This window comes from Paenibacillus qinlingensis (genome assembly GCF_013204845.1).
Taxonomy (GTDB): Bacteria; Bacillota; Bacilli; order Paenibacillales; family NBRC-103111; genus Paenibacillus_E; species Paenibacillus_E qinlingensis.
In genome coordinates, this window is record NZ_JABMKY010000007.1 from 144,326 (window position 1) to 168,417 (window position 24,092).

15 protein-coding genes are annotated in these 24,092 nt (G+C 45.6%); all 15 read left to right on the forward strand.

Features of this window, described 5'->3' with window-relative positions:
• Positions 1–193: 193 nt before the first annotated feature.
• A complete protein-coding gene (locus HQN88_RS15395; RefSeq protein ID WP_173113436.1) occupies positions 194–5,602 on the forward strand; it encodes a glycerophosphodiester phosphodiesterase family protein in 5,409 nt (1,802 codons plus the stop codon).
• A gap of 98 nt (positions 5,603–5,700) precedes the next feature.
• Positions 5,701–6,249, forward strand: coding sequence for a glycerol-3-phosphate responsive antiterminator (locus tag HQN88_RS15400; RefSeq protein WP_173113439.1), 549 nt, complete (start codon positions 5,701–5,703; stop codon positions 6,247–6,249).
• 220 nt (positions 6,250–6,469) lie between these two features.
• Positions 6,470–7,348 carry an HAD-IIA family hydrolase gene (locus tag HQN88_RS15405; protein ID WP_274318747.1) on the forward strand — a complete coding sequence of 293 codons (879 nt, stop codon included), beginning with the start codon at positions 6,470–6,472 and terminating at the stop codon, positions 7,346–7,348.
• A 12-nt stretch (positions 7,349–7,360) separates the two neighbouring features.
• Positions 7,361–8,683 carry an ABC transporter substrate-binding protein gene (locus HQN88_RS15410; RefSeq protein WP_173113442.1) on the forward strand — a complete coding sequence of 441 codons (1,323 nt, stop codon included), beginning with the start codon at positions 7,361–7,363 and terminating at the stop codon, positions 8,681–8,683.
• A gap of 121 nt (positions 8,684–8,804) precedes the next feature.
• Positions 8,805–9,704, forward strand: coding sequence for a carbohydrate ABC transporter permease (locus tag HQN88_RS15415; RefSeq protein WP_173113445.1), 900 nt, complete (start codon positions 8,805–8,807; stop codon positions 9,702–9,704).
• 15 nt (positions 9,705–9,719) lie between these two features.
• Entirely contained in the window at positions 9,720–10,535 is an 816-nt protein-coding gene (locus HQN88_RS15420; RefSeq protein ID WP_173113475.1) for a carbohydrate ABC transporter permease, read from the forward strand.
• 95 nt (positions 10,536–10,630) lie between these two features.
• Positions 10,631–11,305, forward strand: coding sequence for an MBL fold metallo-hydrolase (locus tag HQN88_RS15425; protein ID WP_173113478.1), 675 nt, complete (start codon positions 10,631–10,633; stop codon positions 11,303–11,305).
• Positions 11,306–11,315: 10 nt separating this feature from the next.
• Entirely contained in the window at positions 11,316–11,627 is a 312-nt protein-coding gene (locus HQN88_RS15430; RefSeq protein ID WP_173113481.1) for a hypothetical protein, read from the forward strand.
• Between the two features lie 148 nt (positions 11,628–11,775).
• The gene (locus HQN88_RS15435; protein WP_173113484.1) at positions 11,776–13,338 is read left to right on the forward strand and encodes a response regulator; all 1,563 of its coding nucleotides are present in this window, start codon (positions 11,776–11,778) and stop codon (positions 13,336–13,338) included.
• The gene (locus tag HQN88_RS15440; RefSeq protein WP_173113487.1) at positions 13,335–15,074 is read left to right on the forward strand and encodes a sensor histidine kinase; all 1,740 of its coding nucleotides are present in this window, start codon (positions 13,335–13,337) and stop codon (positions 15,072–15,074) included. Before HQN88_RS15435 ends, HQN88_RS15440 begins: the two co-directional genes overlap by 4 nt.
• A 154-nt stretch (positions 15,075–15,228) precedes the next feature.
• Positions 15,229–16,155: an ABC transporter permease gene (locus HQN88_RS15445; protein WP_173113490.1), complete on the forward strand. Its 927-nt coding sequence runs from the start codon at positions 15,229–15,231 to the stop codon at positions 16,153–16,155.
• A complete protein-coding gene (locus tag HQN88_RS15450; RefSeq protein ID WP_173113493.1) occupies positions 16,149–17,009 on the forward strand; it encodes a carbohydrate ABC transporter permease in 861 nt (286 codons plus the stop codon). Before HQN88_RS15445 ends, HQN88_RS15450 begins: the two co-directional genes overlap by 7 nt.
• Before the next feature lie 34 nt (positions 17,010–17,043).
• Positions 17,044–18,573, forward strand: coding sequence for an extracellular solute-binding protein (locus HQN88_RS15455; RefSeq protein WP_173113511.1), 1,530 nt, complete (start codon positions 17,044–17,046; stop codon positions 18,571–18,573).
• A gap of 94 nt (positions 18,574–18,667) precedes the next feature.
• Positions 18,668–20,056, forward strand: a complete 1,389-nt coding sequence (locus HQN88_RS15460; protein WP_173113514.1) for an FAD-dependent oxidoreductase — start codon at positions 18,668–18,670, stop codon at positions 20,054–20,056.
• A 256-nt stretch (positions 20,057–20,312) separates the two neighbouring features.
• Positions 20,313–23,573, forward strand: coding sequence for a polysaccharide lyase family 8 super-sandwich domain-containing protein (locus HQN88_RS15465; RefSeq protein ID WP_173113517.1), 3,261 nt, complete (start codon positions 20,313–20,315; stop codon positions 23,571–23,573).
• Positions 23,574–24,092: the final 519 nt, after the last annotated feature.

A 24,092-nucleotide genomic window follows, 5' to 3' on the forward strand; every position in this document is an offset into this window, starting at 1 on the left:
GAATAGGCAGGGGTAGGAGACCAGGAGAAAACCCTTCAAGGCAGCAAATGAGTGGCTAGTGAAAACTAGCTGTGTCGTTTGTATGCGTGAAGGGTTTTTTGTGTTCTCAAAAACAGAAAGGAGGAGTGATGGAAGATATCGTTGGTTAATTTTACAGGGATTTATACCATTCATATCAGAGAGGATTGATTCTATGAAACGATATAAAAAGGTTGTGAATCGTCTTATTATAGCTGCGCTAGTTGCTAGTTTCGTACCGCATGGTTTCTTGCCTTCTCAGCAGGCTTATGCAGCAGATGACAATAGAAATACATTAAATGTGAGGAAGACGGTCAATGCACCAGTCATTGATGGGAAATTAGATGAGTCACTGTGGTCAATTAGCCAAAGCCTAACGAAACAAACAGGAAGTGGTACGTTTAAGGATAGTAAATTCGGCATGCTCTGGGACAATAAGTACCTGTACATCGGAGTCAAGGCGGATGATGATAATCTGACTGCGGCAGGGTCCGGGAATTGGTTTGACCAGGATAACATTAATTTTTTTCTAGATCCTACGATGCATCAATCGACTCCTTACGCGGCAGATGATATGCAGCTTGGTTTTGTGTATCAGGCAGACTCAACATCACCTGAGTTTCATTTCGGAGCAGCAACAAACGGCCAAAGCAGCAAGGATTCCAATAAGATTTTGAGAGCCATACAGAAGACGGCAACGGGCTGGTCCTTAGAGACCGCTATACCATGGGATATGTTGAAGATGGATCCTAATCTCACGAAGAAGCTAGGCTTGGAAATTGGGGTAACGGACCGCTATGGGACAGACGTGGCACAGCAAAGAAACAGCTACTGGAGCGCCTTTCAGTCAAGCTCGTTCTGGAATGATACCACCGGTTTCGGTGTGATTAACCTAATCGATAGTAATCCGGTTACAGATGCGGTGAGCCCTGTACTCTTAGATGAAAACTTTGATGCTTATCCAAACGGTACAATTCCTTATGGCTGGATTTCTGATGTGAATGCAGGAAGTCCTTCGTTTACGGTCGTGCAGGATACGTATGGTAACGGCCGAATGACGTTTGATGGCAAGGCCTCGGGTAAACAAGGGCGAATTGTTGCTCCGGTACAGTGGGACAACTACACGGTTGAAGCAGATGTTAAATTCGAATCCGTACTGGATTCGGCAAGATGGGCATCACTGATGTTCAGGGTGCCTTCCACAGGAAAAGTACCGTACAACCAGATGGCGATTCGTCAAAATGGTACTTATGAATTTGCTTATCGGAAAGCGGACGGCAACTGGTATTCACCAACGCCAATTTCTGGGTCCTGGCGAACATTGACTGTAAATTCCGATTACACGATGAAAGTTCGGATTTTTGGTAGTAATGTCAAAGAATATATGAAAGCGAAGTCTGATCCAAGCTACACGATGGTAACGGACACAACGCTGCCTACCACTGTCGTCATGGGAAGCGGTAAGGTAGGGTTGCAAGTGGATCAAAGTAAGGTCTCATTTGACAACCTGAAGGTGACGCGGATTACAGCTGATCGGCTTGACCTCGTCGTACCTAGCACAGTGGAAGCATTGACTGGACCGATAAGCGTTACCGGCAGTGTGTACTATTCGGATGGCATCACGGAAGCCATTTCAAACAAGCCTTTGAAATATTACACTTCGGATGAGTCGATCATCAAGGTCTCAAATAATGCGCTTTACCCGATGAAAGCGGGGAGAGCAACGGTTAGGGTCATTTATGAAAATGCTGAATACGTGCAAGAAGTAACAGTAACGCCTAGCACGGTGCCATTGAAAGTAAGCTCCCTCAAACATGATGACGGGTATTTTTTGGCAACAGTGAATCAACCGTTATCCTTAAGCACAATCACGTTTAAAGCAGACTTTAATGATTTTACGTCAGGTACAATAACCGGCAATGAATTGGATTGGACCTCGAGCAGCTCATCAGTTGTTGTGAGTAATGGTAACTTAAACATTTCACAAAAAGGTGTGTACACCCTGACTGCCCAAAAAGATGGGGTTTCGATATCCATGCTCGTCGTAGCCAAAGAAGCAGCAGACAGCGAGTATGTGCTCTATGAAGAAAATTTTGATCAGCTAACAGATGGGACGCTTCCAGCAGGCTGGAGCAGAAAAGAAGGGACGACAGCGAGCAAAGCCGTTGTTAAAGCTGGAGGGTTTGAACTAGATGCGGCAGCAGCGCCAGACAATCCTTCGCGTGTGCTTTTGCCAGACTACTTAGGGACATTTGGTAATTATAAAATCGAAGCTGATGTAACGCATTTGCAAGCGAACGATGCAGCAAGATGGCATTCCATCATGTATCGGATCCAAAACAATGATTACCCGTATTACCAAATGGCAGTCAGGAAAGATGCTACCTCTGCCAACGGTGTAGAATTCGCTGAAAGAACGGCAGCTAATGCCTGGAACGTTATGGATACAGGTGCTTTTACGGAAGCCATTGATCCGAGCAAAATGTACCACTATACGGTAAAGGCTTTTAATAATCGTGTGATGGAAATGATTAACGACAAGGTTGTTGTCGATACAGATAATGCAGGTTCCTATGCGAAAGGTCGAATTGGCCTACAATCGAACGGCAGCAAAATGAGAGTTGATAACATTCGAGTAACACTGCAGCGGGATGCCCTTCCACTCACAGCGACCGATCGGTATGCCAATGTAACAGAGCCTACTACCCAGATTGCCATGGCTTCTACCATTGTAACTGAAGTCACTCAGGCGGCTGATTTGAGCAAATGGTCGGATGCTGCAACGCCGGCTACGGCTATTCTACACGTGAATAACGAACTAAAAGTAACTAATCCAACGGGAGAAGTTGTCATTGGAGATGCAGCGGCTATTTTAGATACGTTTGGGACGAAGACGATGCCGGCCTTTTATGTCAAGGACGAATCAACTGTCGATAACCTGATCACTTATTTAAAGGATAATCGAATCGAAGACGTATTCGTCATGTCGAGCAATGGCGATTTGGTTAAAAAAGCAAGATTAGCGTATCCGATTATTCGCGGAATTGTAGATTTTAGCGCCATGACGAGCTTTAGCCAAGAACAATTGCTGGAGATTCGTCAGACAACCAACGCAAGCCTTGCACATATTGCTGTACTTCCACAAAAAGCTGCAACGAAAGCGAATACCGACTATCTGCAGATGAGAACGATCATGGTCTGGGCCAAAGATGAAGCGGCGGCAGCTGGGAAAAATCTGTCCATGCATACTTTGATTACGGCAGGTGTGAACGGCATCGTGACGGATACGCCTGCTGCAGCCTTTACCGCACTGAGTGTGTATAACCAGAACAAAACAATGATCCGTAAGCCATACATTATTGGACATCGTGGATTGCCATCGGCTGCGCCGGAAAATACGATTGAAAGCAATCGGTTGGCACTTGATAATGGGGCGGACTTTATCGAAAATGACGTCTACATTTCCAAAGATGGCTATCTCGTGATTCATCATGATGGCGAGTTGTCCGGAACGACCAATGGCACGGGCAATATCGAGAATTACACATTGGCCGAAATTAAGGCGCTCAATGCCAATAAGCCTCACCCGACAGACTATCCAGATGTAAAAATTCCGACGTTAGAAGAACAAATTGATCTCGTTCAGCAACGCGGGAAAATGATCATGAACGAAATCAAGACATCAACACCAGCGGCCATCGACGCTTTCGTCCAATTGATAAAGGACAAAAATGCTGAAGCTGACATTGATAACATGTCCTTCGTTGCCGCTCAGATTTTGCGTACGAACAGCTTGATGCCGACGATGCCTTCAGGTCTGTTATCCAGCTTGTCTGGAGGCAGTAGTGTCAAAGGGATGCTGAGAACTGTACTTAGTTCCATTCAGCCATTGAATGCGACATTTAATAATGGCTACGGTGGTATTTCGCAAGGATTTATGGAAGCTGCTAAGCATCGTGGCATCTTGATTTCACCTTGGACACTGAATGATCGAACGGCATTTAATAAATTCTTCTTAAATGGGGCATGGGGATTAACGACCGATTATGCCAACTGGGCGGCAGATATGGCGGCTGCGATTAAACCGGAGAAATTGGAGTTTACGTTTGAGAAGAATGAAACGGTTCCGATTCAGGCCAGTATGACAACCTACAAAGGAGATACAGCAACTATTTCACCTGAAGTTATTTTTCTAGATGGGCAAAATTCTTTTGAAGTAAACGGCAATGAGGTGACATCGAATGGTAAGGGTTCAGGTGTAGGGCATGCGTTGTTACGATACACCTACACGATGAATGATGGCAATAAGTACGATTTGTATACTCAACCGATTACGTTGAGTGGTCCAAGTGAGCCAACTGGTCCAACTGGTCCAACCGATCCAACCGAGCAAAATCCAGGCAGCACAGATGGAAGCGCGGAAGTCAAGGATCCTACGTTCAACGTAACGGATGCGATGATCCAAGCGGCCATCCAGCAATCCGGAGCGAACAATAAGCTGATCATAACCATACCGTTGAGTGAAAAGAAGAATCAAGCTGTTGCCATTTTTTCGCCAGCTGCCATTCAAACCGTGTTGTCAGCTGCAAAAAATCATACAGTCGCTATTCAAACCGAACTTGGTTCCTATGAGCTAAACCTATCCTCTGCAGACTTGCAAGCATGGGCAAAGAAACTAGGAACTGAGCAAGATAAGTTAAACTTGACCATTCAAATCAAATTGAATGAAAAAGCTGTTGCAGAAGCAACTGCAACTGGTAAAGATGTTAAGAAAGCCATTGACTTCACGCTTACAGTAGGAGCAGAAGAAGGGAAAAGCACAGATGTTTCCAGCTTCCAAACGTTTATTGCTAGATCTATCAGGCTGGATGCAGCGACTGATACCAAGGCTCTAGCTGCTGTTCGTGAAGAGAAGGATGCCAATGGTCATACCGTGTATAATCCAGTTCCATTCGTGACTCGTGGTAATGAAGTTGTTATTTTTAGCCGCACAAACAGCACGTATCTACTTATAGCGAACCCAGTTGCATTTGGTGATTTAAACAATCACTGGTCCAAACAAACAGTAGAAGCCATGGCGAATAAATGGATTGTGCAAGGTGTTGGAGCATCGAGCTTTGCACCGGATCGCCAAGTCACTCGCGCTGAATTTGCCGCTTTGTTGGTGAGATCGTTTGGCTTATCTGCATCTGGGGCAACAACGGCAAGCTTTAAGGATGTCAAAGCTTCCGATTGGTTTGCAGCGCCAGTTAGTCTTGCAGCCGAATACGGACTTGTAGGAGGTTATGAAGACCATACCTTCCGACCAGACGCACCAATCTCCCGTCAAGAAATGGCGGTTATGATTAACAGAGCAATACAATTTGCTGGCTACAACGCAGCGCTGCAATCCAACAGCTCTGCCACGTTCAGTGACGAAGCGAATATCGCGGAGTGGGCCAAGGATGCGATCAGAGCAGCTTCCGCGCTGCACATTATTAACGGCAGGGATGGTAATGCCTTTTCCCCGCTGAGTACGGGTACACGCGCGGAAAGTGCTGTCATGCTGAGCCGCATGCTGCAAGCCCTAAACTTTTCGAATTAATTGCATCGTTAACATCTCCTCCGAGATCAAATTGGCGGAGGGGATGTTAATACGTAGCAAATAAATGTTTGTTAAGGTTTAAGTAGGGGTGAGAGCACATGTCGAGTAAATATCCAATAATCGCATCAGTGACGAAAGACGATCAGCTCGCAAAGGTTTTAGAAAGTGATGTAACTCGAGTTAACTTAATGACAGGTCATATTGGCAATTTGGAATCTATCATGGAACAGCTTCACCGAGCAGGCAAACAAGTGTATGTACACTTGGAAATGGTAGGCGGTCTTGGTCGAGATGCCCATGCGGTCGGATATTTAGCCGAAAAGTTTAAAGTGGACGGCATAGTTACGACAAAATCCAATTCCATTGCTGCTGCTAGGCAAGCCGGTATTAAAAGTATTCAGCGGATTTTTATTATTGATACGGCTGCGTTGCAAACGGCAGTCCGTATGATTAACAGCATACAACCGGATGAAGTGGAGCTCATGCCAGGTTTAATGCCGAGGGTGATTAAGGAATTGAAAAGTACAATTAAACAACCGTTGATTGTCGGAGGCCTTATTCGATACGAGAAAGAAATCGTAGAAGCGCTCGATAGCGGTGCCGACTACATATCCATTGGGGATCCGAGCATGTGGAGTCGACACTAGGTTTACAAAATCATCAAATGTCGATAATTTTCCGTTTACAATCTTCAACTATAGTAGAACTATGAATATCACAAGAACTGATACTTTGGGTCGAGACCAGGAGAAAACCCTTGTCCAGGAAAATGTGAAAATAAGCAGGAGCATGCTTGTCATACTCTGAAAAGGCTTATTTTTGTGTTTTTTGGATAAGGGTTATTTTTATTGAAAGCGAGGCAGTGCTGTGGCAGAAACATCTAGATTTCCTGAGCGTGGCAACGATAGCAAGAGTGGTATCGTGCCTTTTCAGCGAAAACATTCAGGGAAAAGCAGTAAGGAGTTGCATGCCTTTAAAGGCTACTTATTCGATTTGGATGGTACGATCTATGCGGGGAGTAAGCTTTTGCCTGGTGTGTTGAGTACGGTGAGCTGGCTGCGTGAGCAAAAGAAATCGGTGATGTTCGTTACGAATACAACCATTCGGACCAAGGAAAGCGTGCAGATGAGACTTAGTGAATTAGGCATTTCTTGCGAGGGGAATGAAGTACTCACGGCCTTATGTGTAGCAGGGAAGTTTTTTCAAGAGCATGAGCCCGATGCCCACGTTCTCATGATAGGTGAAGCCGCAATGGAACAAGAATTAGCGCTTTATGGCGTCAAGATGACGAAGAACCCCCTGCTAGCAACCCATGTACTTGTCGGTTTAGACAGGCAGTTTACATTTGAGAAGCTAACAGCAGGTGTAAATGCCCTTCGTAACGGGGCTAAGCTAATTGCGGCAAATCCGGATCCCTTTTGTCCAATTGATGACGGTGTGATTCCGGATACGTGGTCTCTTGTCAAAGCACTGGAAACGGCCAGCCTGCAGGAAACCGTCCGTGTAATTGGCAAGCCGTCATCGTACTATGCACAAAAAGCTTTTGATCTGCTGAAAATCCCGCCAGCACAATGCTTAATGGTGGGTGATCGACTATCAACGGATATACAATTCGGGAATTCGAACGACATGTACACTGCGCTTGTACTGACAGGTGCGGACTCTAAGAATGACATCGTACAAACAGGTATTGAACCTGACTATATTTTAAATCAGCTTAGCGAAATTAAATCCAATAACCTTTAGGAGGAAAAAACAATGAAAAAAGCACTCGTCTCACTACTTATGGTCACGTTGGTTGCTACAGCTTGCGCGAAGGGAGAGAGCACCACAGAAAGCAAAACGGCTGCATCACCGACAGCAAGCGCCGAAGCAACAGCAAGCACCAAGCCGGTTGAACTGCAATTTTACTTCCCAGTAGCGGTGGGTGGTCCAATTACCAAGTTAATTGATCAACTTGCTGACGATTTCCATAAAGAAAACCCAACGATTACCGTAAAACCCGTGTATGGCGGCAGCTACCAAGATACGATGACCAAGGTTGCAACAGCTGTACAAGGGGGCAACTCACCTGACTTAGCTGTACTGCTTTCAACGGATTTGTACAGCTTGATTTCCATGAAAGCCATTGAGGATCTGACGCCTCGCTTCTCCAAAGACTATTTTAGCGGTTTCTACGAAGCTTTTATGGGAAATACGAAGTCAGGGGATACAGTATGGAGCGTACCTTTCCAACGCAGTACGATCGTGCTGTACTACAACAAGGATTTATTTAAAAAGGCCGGTCTTGATCCAGAGAAGGCACCAGCGAACTGGACGGAACTGAAGGAGTATGCGGCTAAACTCACGACTAGCGACAAATCGCAATGGGGGCTTGAAATTCCTAGCACAGGATATCAGTACTGGATGACGCAAGCACTTTCCCTTCAAAGCGGTACAAACATTGTTTCACCTGACGGTAAGCAAGTGTACTTTAACAAACCGGAAGTACAGGAAGCTCTGCAATTTTATACTGATTTAGGGCGCAAGGATAAAGTGATGCCGGAGGGTGCACTCGAGTGGGCAACCGTTCCTTCCGATTTCATTAGCGGAAAAACGGCGATGATGTTCCACACAACTGGAAATCTGACAAAAGTCAAAACAGATGCAAAGTTCAACTTTGGCGTAGCGTTCCTGCCTGCCAATAAAAAGTATGGTTCACCAACTGGCGGCGGCAATCTCTATGTGTTCAAAAACATTCCAGATGACCACAAAGCAGCATCCGTCAAATTCATTCAATTCCTAACGCAACCTGATCGTGTCGCTCAGTGGTCCATTGATACAGGTTATGTAGGCACAACCAAAGCTGCTTATGATACCGACAAGCTGAAAACCTACATTAAGGATTTCCCGCAAGCGGCTGTAGCGAGGGATCAGCTGAAATATGCAGACAGCGAGCTTTCTACTTACCAGAATGGCCAAGTAACGAAGCTGTTTAACGATAATATCCAAGCTGCGCTGCTAGGAACGATGACACCGAAAGAGGCATTGGACAAATCGCAGCAGCAAGCGGATGACATTTTGAAAAACTTTCAGAAATAGCAACGATGGATAGCAAAAGGAGAGGGAAGTGTTCGGCTAATGGAGGTTATCTCCGTGTTAGCGGCCGGCGCTTCCCTTCCGCTGGCTTTAACGAGTTGTGAGAAAGAGGGGGATTTATTCGATGCAACCGGCACTTCGTACAAAAAGCAAAAGTAGGATCAATTGGAGAATGCATGGTTTCGCCTATGCGCTGCTCCTGCCCTCGCTACTATTCTTGGGGGTATTTACTTTTTACCCTATTCTCAAATCGATCTATTGGAGTTTCTATAGCTCTGATTTCACGGACAAGACATTTGTTGGGTTCGATCAATATGCGCATGTTTTTCAAGATGATATTTTCCTCAAGGTTTTGAAAAATAATGTGCTGCTGGCCATTGGTACGGTTCCTGTGAGTATCTTGTTGGCCATGTACGTAGCCATTTGGGTAAATAATAAGCTCAGAGGCACCGGCCTGCTGCGTGCGTTATTTTTCTACCCGACGGTCATACCAATGATTGCTATAGCAAATATATGGCTGTTTATATATACACCAAGTTATGGATTACTTGATAAGTTTCTAAGCGTGTTTGGCATACCTGCTCCGCATTGGCTAGGTGATCCGCACTGGGTCCTATTCTCGATGATGCTCATGGTGATTTGGAAGGAAGCTGGCTTTTTTATGATTTTTTACTTGGCTGGCTTGCAGAATTTACCGAAGGAGGTCTATGAAGCTGCAGAAATGGAGGGGGCGCGCCCTTTTCAAACCTTCAGAAGAATTACGTTCCCGCTTCTCATGCCGACAACGCTATTCGTTATGATTATTGCTATGACGAATTCTTTTAAATTGGTAGATCACCTATATGTGATGACAAAAGGCGGCCCAAACAACGCAAGTAACTTGCTGTTATATCATATTTATGAGACGGCTTTTAGCTTTTGGGATATGGGGAAAGCTTCGGTCCTTACCGTCGTATTGCTTGTTATTCTACTGAGTATTTCCATCTTTAACTATGCATTTCTGGATAAACGTATCCATTACTAGAAAGGGGTCAGCTTCATGGTCGTTAAGATCACCAACCGGTTTGTCATCGCGCTGCTGGCTATCGTTTTTGCAGTTCCGCTCGTTTGGGCTGTTTTTACCTCGTTTACACCGTCCAGTGAGGTTATTACCCGTGTGAATCCCTTTGCAATTGAACATCCCACATTTCAGAATTATAAGACGGCATGGCATACGATTCCGTTTCTTCGCTATTATTCCAATACGATCATCATCGTCATCGGTGTGCTGGCTGCGCAGCTTATAACGGCTACTCTTGCCGCCTATGCGTTTGCTAGATTGAATTTCGCAGGCCGAGGCATCATGTTCATGTTGTTTCTAATTCAAATTATGATTCCGCCAGATATTCTCATTTTTCCGAATTACACCATCATGAAAGATCTGGGTCTTGTTGACACCAAATTGGCGATCATGCTGCCTTATTGGGCCTCTTCGTTCAGTGTCTTCCTTCTCCGACAAACGTTTAAGCAAATTCCGATGGACTTAGATGAGGCTGCGAGAATGGATGGCTGTCGCTGGTGGCAAATACTCTGGCACGTTTATCTGCCTTCAGCTAAGTCGACTTATTTGGCCTTTGGCTTAATTTCCGTCAGTGCACACTGGAATGATTTCATGTGGCCGCTCATCATAACGAACTCCATCGAGACGAGACCATTGACGGTGGGGATTGCGATTTTTGCTCAATCGTTTGAGACGGGTGCGCAATGGGGAACTGTAACGGCGGCTACCGTATTGGTCATCCTGCCTCTGCTAACAGCATTTTTCGTGTTCCAACGTCAGTTTGTGGAAAGCTTCATGCACTCGGGGATCAAGTAAGAAGAGGCATTGCAATTGATGCAAAAATTGATCTAATAGGCGCCAGACATTACAATGGAATTAAGTAGTTAGGCAAATATTGCGGAGGTGCAGGAATGGCAGATCAAGCAGGAATTCAACCGTTTATTTTGGATATGGACGTGAATGGGAATCCATTCACCGTTCATGCGGCACTACTTTGGGACGAGCAGGATGTCATCCTTGTTGATACGGGTATCCCTGGTCAGTTAGGACTGATTCGCGATCAACTTGCTGCAGCATCCTTTCCTTTTGAAAAGCTCACGAAAATCATCATTACGCACCAAGACATGGATCACATTGGCAGCTTGCCAGAGCTGGTGAGCGCTGCAGAGGGTCAGATCGAAGTGTTGGCGCACGAACTTGGCAAGCCTTATATTCAAGGGGAAGTGCCCTTGGTTAAACGCAAGATTTTGGCTACTCCGACGAAAGTGGATGTGTCGCTCCAGGATGGGGATGAACTTCCTTTTGGCGGGGGCATTCAGGTCATTTATACACCTGGCCATACGCCAGATCATATCAGTCTGTATCATCCAAAAAGTAAAACATTAATTTCCGGAGATGCGCTGACGTCGCAAGACGGTGTGCTGATGCCTCCAAATCCTCAGTTCACGCCGGATATGCCGTTAGCGCTGGAATCCGTAGCGAAGCTGCTGGACTATGACATTGAAACAGTTATCACTTATCATGGTGGTGTTTGTACGGACAATATTAAGGAGCGTCTCGCTCAAATTGCGCAAGGTCAGGCATAAGGAGCTCACGATGGATCCCACAGTCAAACAAGCTTTAGACATAACGCTTCATAACTGGCAGACCATGACCTCCTATCAAAGCGACGAGAAAGAAGCGGTGGCCGATCAATTCCAATCTTCGTTCTACGTATTTATTGATACCGTCCGCGAGTGGGTAGATCGTCAAGATCCCATGCCTGCAACACTGGATGATCTGCTTGGAAATGCGATGATCCAAGATATTTTCGATGTGCTGCCTGCTCCCTTGCATTTAAATTTGGAGACGGAGTTAGAATTAATTATTGATCGGGTAGAACGTGTGGAGGAAGAGAAATACGATTGATGCTTGGCCCAACCCATGTCATATATGGAGTTGGGTCTTTTTTTATTGGAGACGAAATCCATTGTTTTCTATCTCACCTTGATGGTAAAGTGATTGCAAGACAAGCATGATCTCACTGGGCACATTACTAATAAGGGATTGAGAAACCATGAAGCTGATCATTATTGAGGATGAGCAGGATATCTTGCAAGGCATGGCTGAAGCTGTCGCAGCGATTGCCGCGTATGAATTAGAGATCTTCACCGTCACGAATTCGGAAGAAGCGACTGAACTCATTAAACGTCATAAACCGGAAATTATTATTTCCGATATTGTCCTGCCGCAGCAGTCGGGAATTGATATGCTTCAAGCGATTCAAATGCCAGACTACCATCCCAAGATTATTATGGTAAGCGGTTACAGTGACTTTCAATACGCACAGCGGAGCATGCAGTTAGGTGCGATGGATTATTTATTAAAGCCATTCTCGCGGGAAGAATTTAGCACGAAAATCAAACAAGTTATCGAGATGATTGAAGGTGAACGAAGGAATGATCAGTACATCTCAGGGCAAATGAAGCAGGCGGAACTTGGGAAGAAGCTGCTCCAGAATAAATTCTTGTTAAGCTTATGTATGACGCCAACTGTCCTGCAGGAGCATATTTTCCACCGTTTGCAAATGTGGGAGCTCACATGGCTAGCTAATGCCAATTTCTCTGTGATTGCCCTAGGTATCGTGCGACAAGATCGGCCGAGTCCGGTGGATCAACAAGCAGAGTTAGAAAACTTTGCCGTCGGGAACATTACGGAGGAATTGTTAGAGAGATTTCAGCCATCCGTCGTATTCCCGAATATCCATCACAATTGGATACTTATTGCGCCTAGTGAAGTTACCGAGCAGTTAGTGGGGGAGATTCAAACGCACGTATGGCAGTTCCAAAAGTTAACTTTAGGCTTCGGGATTAGCGAAGAACAGTTCTCGTTCCAGAGCATCTCGATAGCTTACCAGCAAGCTTTGAAAGCATTAAAGATGGTCTATATGACGCCAGGCCACAACGTCCATACATATGTTGAGGAGCTTCAGTCCGATCAGGAGCCGAGTCGATTGTCTTTTGAATTAGCTGCAAATGGGATGCTGCAGGGCGATTTGAACCAAATTAGCCTGACAGTTGACCACATTGTCGGTTATTATGTCTCGGCACAGGAAGTGAAGGGCTATCAGGATGTTTCGAAAAAATGCCTAGAATGGATATTGAATTTGCACAGTGTGCTGCGCGATAAATATGCGGTTCCCGTGAATCAAATTCCGATGTCCTTATGGGAAGATCTCGAGCAGTGCGAACAATTGGAACAATTAAAGGCGCTCATGCTGAACTATTTAACAGGCGTGGCCAAGCGAGTTGCGAGCAGTCATTCCAATGCCATTATTGAAAAGGCTAAGAATTTGTTGGACACGCAGTATGCACAGCATATCACGTTGCAGAGCGTCGCGGATCAGTTAGCGATCCATCCCGTCTGGCTAAGTCAGTTGTTTAAGAAGGAGACGGGTACTAACTTTTTGGATTATATGACAGAGCTGCGCATCGAGCAATCGAAGAAGCTGCTGCGTGACAGCCAGCTGAAAATATATGAAATTGCCGAACAAGTAGGGTACCAGGATTTGCAGTATTTCGGCAAGTTGTTTAAAAAGCGGACAGGGCAGACACCGAAGGAGTTTCGATACGGCAAATGAACTTATTTCAAAAGCTGCTGCTGCCCTTGATGGTCGCCATTTTTATCCCTGTCGTACTGCTTGGCTACTTGTCTTATGAGCGTTCGAAAATGCAGGTCGAGGACGTCACCTCTGCCTTCCTACAGGACAATCTCCAGCATAATACGGAGAAGGTAAATGAGTTTTTGAGAGAGTTGGATACCACAGGTTTCCGAGTTATTGCTTCCTCAAAGCTGCAGCGCATGCTGCAGAATCCGCCGCCGCAGGACTTTTTTCAAGAAGCGGAATTCATTAATGAGATGAAAGGGATTACGGAGGAGCTGCGAGGTTCCTATGAGTTGTTCATTTTGCCAAATCATTATGAGAACTATCCGAACTATATGAACAGTCATTCTTCCTTCGGGTTGGAGCTGACAAAGGAACGCATCGCGAAATCCTTCGAATTAGGCGGGAAAGCCTACTGGGCCTTCGAAACTGGGCAAGGTGGAGCGTCCAAAGATCTCTATTACATTCGAGCGATTCGCACGCTTACTGATTTTCAGAATGCCGGTGTCATGGTGTTCAAAATATCGCATACGTGGATGGCTAAACAGCTGATTACGCCTTCGCAGTACCCTCGCTTCCAGTTGCTGCTTGCGGATGGGCAGGCGAATATCCTTGCTTCCAATTTGCCGATAAGGCAGGATGAGTCGATATCGTTGCCATCCTCTACACTTCAAGGTCAGAAGAGTACGTTCGAAACAGAAGAGATGCAAGGGAAATCGTATTATGTAGCTTCTCAAGCTATAGCGGATAGCGGGAGGGATCTGTGGAGTCTGATTGCCACCATTCCAGTATCTGACTTAACCGTTCGGATTGATGGAATTAAGGCATTTACCTTCTGGATGTTCGTTGGAAGTCTATTTATTATCTTCGTTATGCTATTCTTCATTGTTCGCCAGTTCACCACACCGATCCAAGAGGTTGTCAGGCATATGCGGCAGGTTCAGCTTGGGCGACTGCTTTATTTCACGAAATTCGCTACGAAGAAGGACGAAATCGGGCAAATGGTTCGTGGCTTTAACTCAATGATTCAAGGGATGGAAAGTCTGCTGCAGACGACGAGAGAGATCGAATCGGAGAAGCAGCAGCTTCAGCAGCGCATGTTGATTAACCAAATCAACCCTCATTTCCTCTATAACACGCTCGATTCGATCAAGTGGAAAGCAGAGTCGGCGCATGAGAAAACCATTGGGGACATGGTGACAACGCTAGCCAATATGCTGCGGTTCAGCATGAATGAGGAGAACGAATGGACGACCATCGAGCGAGAGCTGGAGCATGTGAGGAACTATATTAAAATTGAGCTGCTGCGCAACAATCAGGCCTTTCAGGTCCTATTCGATGTTCAACCTTCGTTACTTCATTTGAAAATATTAAAGCTGCTCGTTCAACCGCTCTTAGAAAATGCCGTCCGACATGGCATGAATAAATTAACGGAACGCAAAGGGAAGATCCTAGTGACGGTGTATCAAGAAGAAGCAGATCTGATCATCCTTGTTGAAGATAATGGGAATGGCTGCGAAGCCGAACAATTAGAGTCTTACAAGTGGACGTCTCCCGTCCAAGGAGCTACGGAAGGCGGGATTGGGCTGTACAATGTGCACAGAAGGTTACAGCTGCACTATGGCCGTCATTATGGTGTAGAGGTGGAGAACCGTGTACCACATGGGTTTAAAGCAACGCTGCGACATCCAATTCTAGAATCGAATGACTAATTAGCGGAAAGCGAGGGATTGTGGCCTTGCTTTTTTTTGCCTTAATAATGTCATGTGTTTCTTTAATTCTGCCCTGTTACCCCCTATCTGGAAAAAGCTTATCATAAATCTATCAGGAGGCAAGGTCAACCAGATAGAAAGCGGGGACACAGCGATGCAGAGAACATCGACACTCACAAGAAAGCTTAGCGTCATTTGGTCATTTCGTGTCTTATACGCCATGCTGCTGCCAGGCTTGATTTACTACGCGGTATATCGCTATAGTCCGATGTTTGGCGCTATTATCGCGTTTAAGAATTTCAATGTCATGCTTGGGGTATTCGACAGTCCATGGGCAAGCCCGTGGTACGCACACTTCAAAACGTTTTATGATTCACCGTACTTCTTCACTTTGCTAAGGAACACGTTCCTGATCAGCATTTATAAGCTGCTGTTCGGTATGGTGCCGGGGATTGCCTTAGCTATACTGTTAAGTGAAGTCAGGGCTCGCTTCTTCAAAAGATTCGTCCAAACCGTTACGTACTTACCGCATTTTCTGTCTTGGATTATTATTTACGGGATTGCGGCAGCGTTCCTCTCCGAAACGGATGGGCTGGTCAATCTGTGGGTGAAGAATATCGGCGGGGACGCGATTTCGTTCCTCACTTCGACAACATGGTTCCGTACCATTCTTGTCGCATCGGATGTGTGGAAGGATATCGGCTGGACAGCGATCATTTATTTGGCTGCTATTACGAGCATTGATCCGACCCTCTATGAAGCGGCACGCATCGATGGTTCAGGAAGATTACGCATGATTTGGCATGTGACTCTCCCGGGTATACGCCATGTGATCGTCCTGCTCCTCATATTGAAGCTTGGACAGATTCTTGATGCAGGTTTCGACCAAATTTATATTATGTACAATGTGCAGGTGTATGAGGTTGCTGACATTATCGATACATGGGTATTCCGTACAGGACTCGAAGAGTTGAATTTTAGCTTAGCTGCAGCGGTTGGATTGTTCAAATCGGTTGTCGGTTTCGTACTGGTCATCACAGCGAATCGGATAGCAAGACGTTGGGGGGAAGGCGTATGGTAAAGAGTAAACAAGAGCTCTGGTTCGATGTCCTTGTCTATCTGATTCTTGCCCTTCTCGTCGTATCGGTCATATTCCCACTCATGTACGTGCTGTCTGTGTCATTGACACCGCTTAGTGAAGTGCTCAAAAATGGCGGTTTCGTCGCATTTCCGAGGAAATTAACGTTAGAAGCCTACTCGGCTTTCATCCATGACCCTACGATACCAAGAGCGTATGGGGTTACGATCTTCATTACGGTTGTCGGAACATTGCTGAACCTGCTAATTACAACGATGATGGCTTATCCGCTTAGCAAGAGCAAGCTGCCTGGAAGAAATATTCTGTTGTTCCTAGCTGCCTTCACACTGCTATTTAATGGTGGTGTCGTGCCTACCTATCTCGTTGTCAAAGCAACGGGGTTAATTAATTCCGTCTGGTCGTTAATTATACCAAGTTTGGTCTGGTCCTTTAATTTATTGATTATGAAAACATTTTTCGAGAATCTGCCCGAAAGTCTCGATGAAGCTGCCCGAATCGACGGTGCTGGTGAGCTGCGAATCCTCTGGACCATTGTACTCCCGCTCTCATTGCCCATTATTGCGACAATTGGACTCTTCTATGCGGTTGGTCACTGGAATGAATTTTTTCAAGCGATCATGTATGTCAATGATACGAGTAAGTACCCGCTACAAGTCGTCTTGAAGACGATTCTGATTAACTCGATGCTGCCACCCATGGATATAGAGAGTGTACTACCTACGCAATCCTTGCAAATGGCTGCTGTTGTGCTATCGGCGGTACCGATTATCATCGTGTATCCGTTCATCCAGAAGTATTTTACACAAGGCGTTCTGCTTGGCGGTATTAAAGGGTAATGGGATTTTAAGTAGATGAGAGGGGATTGTACAGATGAAGAAAAAGTTCGGAGTAGTCTTATCGACGATGTTAATTAGTTGTGTTGTAGTTACGGGGTGCTCATCAAAGTCTGACAGTGGTCAAGAAAAAAATACAGCGCCTAGCACGACAGCGGCCGCAGGTCCGGTAAAAATCAATTTGTTCATAGGCGGATCCAACTATCCGGGGATGGCAGACGATTTTATTTTGAGCAAACTGAACAAGGATTTGAATATGGATTTGCAATTTAACGTCGGTGCGACGGACTATGATCAACAGTTGAATGTAAAAATCGCCGGCGGCTCAACGCCTGATATTTTCTCAGTATCTAAGGTGCAGCTTGCGAACTATGTGAAGCAGGGGATTCTGTTGGATTTGACCCCATATATGGATAAAATGCCGAATATCAAAGCGAAACTGAAGGATGTTGATTTGAATAAAGGCAAGGTAGATGGCAAGCAATATGCGATCGCGAAACGTGCCTATCTGCCGATGTCCAGCTATTGGGTTCGTCAAGACTGGCTAGATAAGCTGGGCTTGCAGTCTCCGAAAACGTTGGACGAATTGAAGGCTGTAGCGAAGGCTTTTACAGAGCGTGACCCCGATGGCAATGGCAAAAAAGATACGTACGGGATTACGGGAATTGGTATTGGAACACCAGATGCTGTGAATACACCGAGTACATTTGACCCTGTATTCTCCGCATTTGGCGTGGCTTCTCCAGGGCAGTTCATGATTAAGGACAATAAAGTTGTGTATTCCACGACACAGCCAGAAACGAAGCAAGCCCTATCCTACATCAAAGATATGATTAGTGAGGGCTTGGTTGATCCGGAATTTATGACGAACAAAGGGCTGAAGCATCAGGAGAAAGCATTTAAAGGGCAAGCGGGCATTCTCTATATCAACTGGGGCGAAATGACCAAGGATGATTATATTGCACAGTACAAAGCTGTGAATCCTGCAGCGAATTGGGTACAGATGGATGCGCTAACGGGTCCAGGCGGTAAGTACCAAGGTTATTTTGATATTAGTGCAACTGGCGGCAGGTTTGCTGTGTCCAAGGAGGTCGCGAAGGATCCTGCGAAGCTGAATAAAATCCTGGAGTACTTCAACTATATTGCAGATGGCCCGGGTTATTTGACGACAATGTACGGAATCGAAGGTACGCATTATAAAATGGAAAACAACATGCCTGTCGTGACCGACAGTTCCAAAACAGGCTTCGCCTTCAATCATCAACTAACAGGACGAGATGAGAAAAATTATCTAAAAGCGAAATTCATGAAGCAATTGCCATTCATTGATTTTGCCGAGAAACAACCGCGTATTGAAACGTATACGGAACTGATTCCAAATCCGGAAGGCGTATCGATCAGTGATAAGAATCGCTTTGAAAGCGAGGAGATTACGAAGTTCATTTTTGGGAAAAGTCCATTAGACAGCTTCGATACGTTCACCAAAACATTAGAAACGAACTATCAGCTATCGAAATATGTGGAGCAAGGGAACTTGGTTCTGAAGCCGCTGGGCTATATCAAGTAGGCGTTAATTAGGTAAGTTGTGCGGGGCTGGAGCAGGCTGTCAGTTAGCTTTGCCTCTGGCCCTTTTACTTAGGATGAATGAGGAGACGATACAGATGCATACAAGCGAAACGATTTGGGAAGAAGCAAAGTCGGTTCCAGTGATCGAAGATGTGGATATTTGCGTGCTCGGTGGAAGTTGTACGGGAGTTTTTGCAGCAGTAAGAGCAGCAAGATTAGGTGCACGTGTGGTTATCGTGGAGAAGCAAAACAATTTCGGCGGTGTGGCGACATCTGGCTTAGTCAATATCTGGCATAGCTTCTATGACACCGAGTTTAAGCAGCAAATTATTGGTGGTTTAACGCAAGAAACCGTGGAACGATTGGATCGGCGAGGGGCTGTGGCAGAAGAGAAGAAGAGCCATTCTGTCGGCTATGTGCTGAATACGGAAGAGTTGAAAATCGAATTGGATGAGCTCATTACGGAGTCGGGGGTGGGGCCTTATTTGCATACGATGTTCGTGGCGCCCGTACTTACCGATGGTAAATTAACGGCTATCCTTGTGGAAAATAAGTCAGGCAGAGGTGCGATTAAAGCAAAGATGTTCATCGATGCAACGGGGGATGGTGATTTGTGTGCGCGATTGATGCTGCCACTGACGAATGAGGATCATCGGCAGCCGCCTACAACATGTGCAAAAATCGGTGGATGGGGCTCTGGCCCAGGGTTCAATGATGTAACAGGGTTCAATTCGTTAAAAGGTTTGGATTTAAATGATGCGCTCATTCAGCATCAGGCTGAATTCGATTTGCCCGAAGGATTCGGTTGGGGACGCTTCGTACCCGGCAGTAACGATGTCTATATGTATGCAGGGACAAGAGTGTACGATGCGGACTGCAAGGATGGGCTTTCTTTGACACGTAGCGAAATGGAAGGAAGAAGACAGGTTCGAGCCATCATGGATATGGTGCGTAAATACGGACCCGACAATAAGCTGACGCTGCTCTCACTGCCCTCCTACATTGGCATTCGGGAAACGAGACATATTCATTGCCAATATCGGCTTACTGGCGAAGATGTGCTCCATGGTGTTCGCTTTGAAGATGCCATTGCCAACGGCAGCTATCGCGTAGATATTCATCATGATGATAAGCCGGGGATCACGTTTCAATATTTAGATGGCGAGCAGGCCTATGTGCGTCCAGGCTATCCCGTGGTCAAAGGGCGATGGCGGGAGAAAACGGAGCAAGATCCTACTTTTTATCAGATACCGTACCGCTGCTTAGTTCCTGGAGGTTATGACAACCTGCTGACTTGTGGTCGGATGATCGATGTAGATCAAGTCGCTTATGGCGCCGTTCGTGTGATGGTGAACATGAATCAGACTGGTGAAGCAGCTGGCGTTGCAGCTTATCTAGCGCTGCGAGCAGATATCGGAGTTGGCGACGTGAGTACAGAGGAGTTGCGTTCGACACTGCAAGAGGGTGGATCTATTATTTTATAGAGCCTGTTGAAATAAGTGCTTGAGAATATGGAAATGTTGAACCAAATCTAGCATGGGGAGGATTGTTTCGAACGCCTACAATCTATAATATGAGGTTTAGAAAAGAATAAAGCGCTTCCAAATGGTGATTAATCATGGAAATGCAGCTGCTCTTTTCTAATACTTATTCGTAACGCTATAACGGAAGGAGGCATTGGGTTCTGAATAGCATGAGATGACATCAATACGACATTAATAAGCTATTGGAGGTATAAGAATGCGGATTGTAATCGTAAAAAGATTAATGATGGTTAGCTTAGCACTGTTGATTGCTTGCGGATCACTATTGGTACCGGTAGATATGAAGAAAGCACATGCATCCGATGAGTTCGATGTATTAAGGGAAAAGTACGTGAAAATGTTGACGAGTCCGACGACGTATTCACTAACTGACGTTGATAATGCGGCGCGAGTTGCCCAGATCACGGATAGGGCACAAGAGCTTTGGGATACGATGCATACGGAAGTGAATCGGTCATTGCTTTGGAACTATTACCCGATACATGCAGCGAATTCCCCATCAAGCACGATGTATTCCTATCGGTTTCTAGTCGAAATGGCCTTAGCTTATCGCACGTACGGCTCGTCACTTATGGGGAATACGGGCTTGAAGGCTGCGATAATCGATGGCTTGGATTGGTTGCATGGCCGCAGCTATTATAGCGGTGCTTCGAGAGGCGGATCAAATTGGTGGTACTGGGAAATAGGCGATGCGTTAGCGTTGAATGACCTCGTAGCTCTTATGTACGATGATTTAACGCAGACGCAGATTGATGAGAGTGTAGCAGCGGTGAATTATTTCCAGAAAGATATTGCTATGACTGGTGCCAATCGGATGTGGGAGGTTCAAGTTTGCGCAATAGCAGCTATCCTAGGGAAAAATAATGTGCCAGCCGGGATTACACTTGCTGATGCCCGTGACGGGTTGAGTGCTTTCCTTCCTTATGTCACGAGTGGCGACGGGTTCTATACAGATGGTTCGTTTGTTCAGCATAACTATTTGGCTTATACAGGAGGGTATGGCACATCTTTGATATCAAGTCTTTCCCAAATCTTGTATCTGCTTGACGGCTCGACTTGGGAGGTGACGGACCCTAATTTGGCCAATGTGTTCCAGTGGGTCTACGATTCCTTTGAGCCATTTGTTTACAAAGGAAATCTAATGGATACCGTTCGAGGGCGGGAAATATCCAGATATAAGGAAGAGGATAACCTTTCCAGCGGTGGAGTTGTCACTGCACTTATCCAGCTTTCTTATGTGGCTTCCACTACGGATGCCGCTGCTTACAGAAGCATGGTCAAGGGCTGGCTACAGGCCGATCCTAATAAGAATTATTTTAACGGCATATCCATGTGGCTACTTACAGAAGCAAAAAGCATTCTAAGTAACACGGGTATTTCACCACGGAGCGAGCAGCTTGGCTACCAGCAATTCGCAGGCATGGACCGCGTTGTACAGGTGAGACCAGGTTATGCGGTAAATGTTGGCATGTCATCAGACCGTATTATGAACTATGAGTCCATCAATAGCGAGAATAATAATATATGGCATGTTGGGGATGGCATGTTAACGCTCTATAATAACGATATAACCCAATTCAACGATAATTTCTGGCCGACTGTGGACAACTTCCGATTGCCGGGAACGACTGTGCTTAACGGAGTTTATCAAGAATCCAGTAAAGGCAAGAGTTCCTGGGCAGGAGGGGCAGACATGCTAGGGCTATACGGTGTAACGGGCATGCAATATCAAGCGCTTGGTGTGGATGGGTTAGCTACAACGCCAGATAAAACATTACAGGCAAAAAAATCGTGGTTCATGTTCGATGATGAAATCGTGGCACTTGGTTCGGATATTAACAGTACAGATGGCGTCACTACGGAGACGATTGTCGAGAATCGGAAGATCAATTCGGCAGGCAATAATGCCCTTACTGTAAATGGCACTGCCAAATCAACTTCGCTCGGTTGGTCAGAGACGATGAGTGGCACCAATTATATTCATCTAGCGGGCAATGTGTCAGGTTCAGACCTCGGCTACTACTTCCCAGGCGGCGCGACGATCAAAGGACTTCGCAAAGCGGAAACAGGCAATTGGAAAAAAGTCAATGGGAATAAGGGGTCGTATACAGAGACACTTTACAGGCGCAATTACATGGCGCTTTGGTTTGATCATGGCGTAAACCCAACGAATGGAACGTATTCTTACGTCATGCTTCCTAATAAAACCAGCACGCAAGTCGCGAGCTATGCGGCATCACCGAATATTACCATTCTGGAGAATTCCAGCGATGCGCAAGCGGTCAAGGAAACAGGTCTCAAAATTACCGGCTATAACTTCTGGAAGGACGCGCGAAAGACGGTTGGCGAAATAACGTCTGATTCTAAATCATCGGTCATGACGCGGGAAACGTCGAGCGATTACGAGGTTTCGGTATCAGACCCGACACAAGATAATGTAGGCAACATTTATGTCGAAGTGGCGAAATCTGCGAAAAATGTCATTTCGAAAGATGCTGCGGTAACAATCTTGCAGTATACCCCGACGATTAAATTCAAGGTGAACATGAAGGACTCAGGTGGGAAATCATACAAGGTGAAATTTGCTTTGACAGGTACGCAGACTGCCAATCCATCTCCAATTCCGTTGCCGATCCCCTATGAGGCAGAGACACTGCCCATTAGTGTTATGACGGATTCCATCGTCGTCTATAACGATACGAATGCCAGCGGTGGCAAGAAGCTTGGTCTTAACCATTCGGCTTCAGATGACTACACGGAATTCAGCTTGGATGTGACACAAGCCGGTACGTATAATGTAATCGGTCGTGTTATGAAGGCGAGTAACAATAGTATCATCCAGCTTTCAATCGATGGTGTGAATATCGGTACGCCGATTGATACGTTTTGGTCTACAACAGAGAAATATAAGGATTTTCAATTCGGTTCATACAACTTCAGCTATCCAGGCAGCTACTTATTCCGTGTTACGACAACGGGCAAGAACGCTAGCGCATCGGGATACCGACTACAGTTGGATTACTTCACGCTGACACAGGCGCCAACCACGGTTATTGTAGATAACGCAGGAACAGGCGTGAGTAAGGTAGGTATTTGGGATAGTAACAACTCAGCAACGGATAAATATTTGACCAATTATAATTATGTTACTAGCACTAACACAGATGGAGGTACGAAAAGTGTTACCTTTACACCAACTTTAACAGGATCAGGCATGTATAACGTCTATATCTGGTGGCCAGCCCATTTCAATCGTGCAACCAATATTCCGGTAGATATTGTGCATGCCAGTGGAACAGCGCCAGTCTCCATCGATCAGACATCGCTTGGCGGTCAATGGAACCTTGTTGGTTCCTACTCTTTCACGGCAGGTACAACCGGTTATGTCAAAATTCGAACAGACAGTGTGAATGGTGTAGTCGTCGCTGATGCTGTGAAGTTTGAGCCGGTACCATAAGAGGAGCTATGTAAAAGGAAGCCTTAGGGCTTCTTTTTGCTTCCCTATAAGTATGTAAATATCAGCTAGATGGCAGAATGGCGGACAGTCGCATTAGGGTGGGTTTCATTTTGTGGCGTTGGATGTAGGGGGATCCTAGATGCCTTATTTGACTGAAATTAGTTGAAATCGAATCCGAGGGGAACGTAGATGTGTTAATTAGCCTATTTTCGTTATTTATCACGGTTTTCGGTGAAATAGGGCATTATAGTTCCCTTTCAATGATGATTTCGCCTATATAGTCGCAATTAGGACATCCTCGTTCCCTGGAAGGAGGGAGTAGTGGATAGCGATGGCTGTCCGCTGAAGTCGCTGTATACGAAACTCAGGTGGAGCTATTTTCATATGTACGAAGCACAGAATCGCATTAAACCCGACTAAAACACTCAGTCCAAGGGGTTATATGGGTATTTAGCAAATATTAAAATATAACACAATCATTTAGTGGAAAGCAATATTTTTTTGAAAAAAGACTTGATA

Bases quoted from the DNA above. Each gene is read 5' to 3' on its own strand.
- HQN88_RS15455 (WP_173113511.1), top strand. From the start codon at position 17,044: ATGAAGAAAAAGTTCGGAGTAGTCTTATCGACGATGTTAATTAGTTGT.
- HQN88_RS15420 (WP_173113475.1), top strand. From the start codon at position 9,720: ATGGTCGTTAAGATCACCAACCGGTTTGTCATCGCGCTGCTGGCTATC.
- HQN88_RS15395 (WP_173113436.1), top strand. From the start codon at position 194: ATGAAACGATATAAAAAGGTTGTGAATCGTCTTATTATAGCTGCGCTA.
- HQN88_RS15430 (WP_173113481.1), top strand. From the start codon at position 11,316: ATGGATCCCACAGTCAAACAAGCTTTAGACATAACGCTTCATAACTGG.
- HQN88_RS15415 (WP_173113445.1), top strand. From the start codon at position 8,805: ATGCAACCGGCACTTCGTACAAAAAGCAAAAGTAGGATCAATTGGAGA.
- HQN88_RS15440 (WP_173113487.1), top strand. From the start codon at position 13,335: ATGAACTTATTTCAAAAGCTGCTGCTGCCCTTGATGGTCGCCATTTTT.
- HQN88_RS15460 (WP_173113514.1), top strand. From the start codon at position 18,668: ATGCATACAAGCGAAACGATTTGGGAAGAAGCAAAGTCGGTTCCAGTG.
- HQN88_RS15400 (WP_173113439.1), top strand. From the start codon at position 5,701: ATGTCGAGTAAATATCCAATAATCGCATCAGTGACGAAAGACGATCAG.
- HQN88_RS15445 (WP_173113490.1), top strand. From the start codon at position 15,229: ATGCAGAGAACATCGACACTCACAAGAAAGCTTAGCGTCATTTGGTCA.
- HQN88_RS15465 (WP_173113517.1), top strand. From the start codon at position 20,313: ATGCGGATTGTAATCGTAAAAAGATTAATGATGGTTAGCTTAGCACTG.
- HQN88_RS15450 (WP_173113493.1), top strand. From the start codon at position 16,149: ATGGTAAAGAGTAAACAAGAGCTCTGGTTCGATGTCCTTGTCTATCTG.
- HQN88_RS15410 (WP_173113442.1), top strand. From the start codon at position 7,361: ATGAAAAAAGCACTCGTCTCACTACTTATGGTCACGTTGGTTGCTACA.
- HQN88_RS15435 (WP_173113484.1), top strand. From the start codon at position 11,776: ATGAAGCTGATCATTATTGAGGATGAGCAGGATATCTTGCAAGGCATG.
- HQN88_RS15425 (WP_173113478.1), top strand. From the start codon at position 10,631: ATGGCAGATCAAGCAGGAATTCAACCGTTTATTTTGGATATGGACGTG.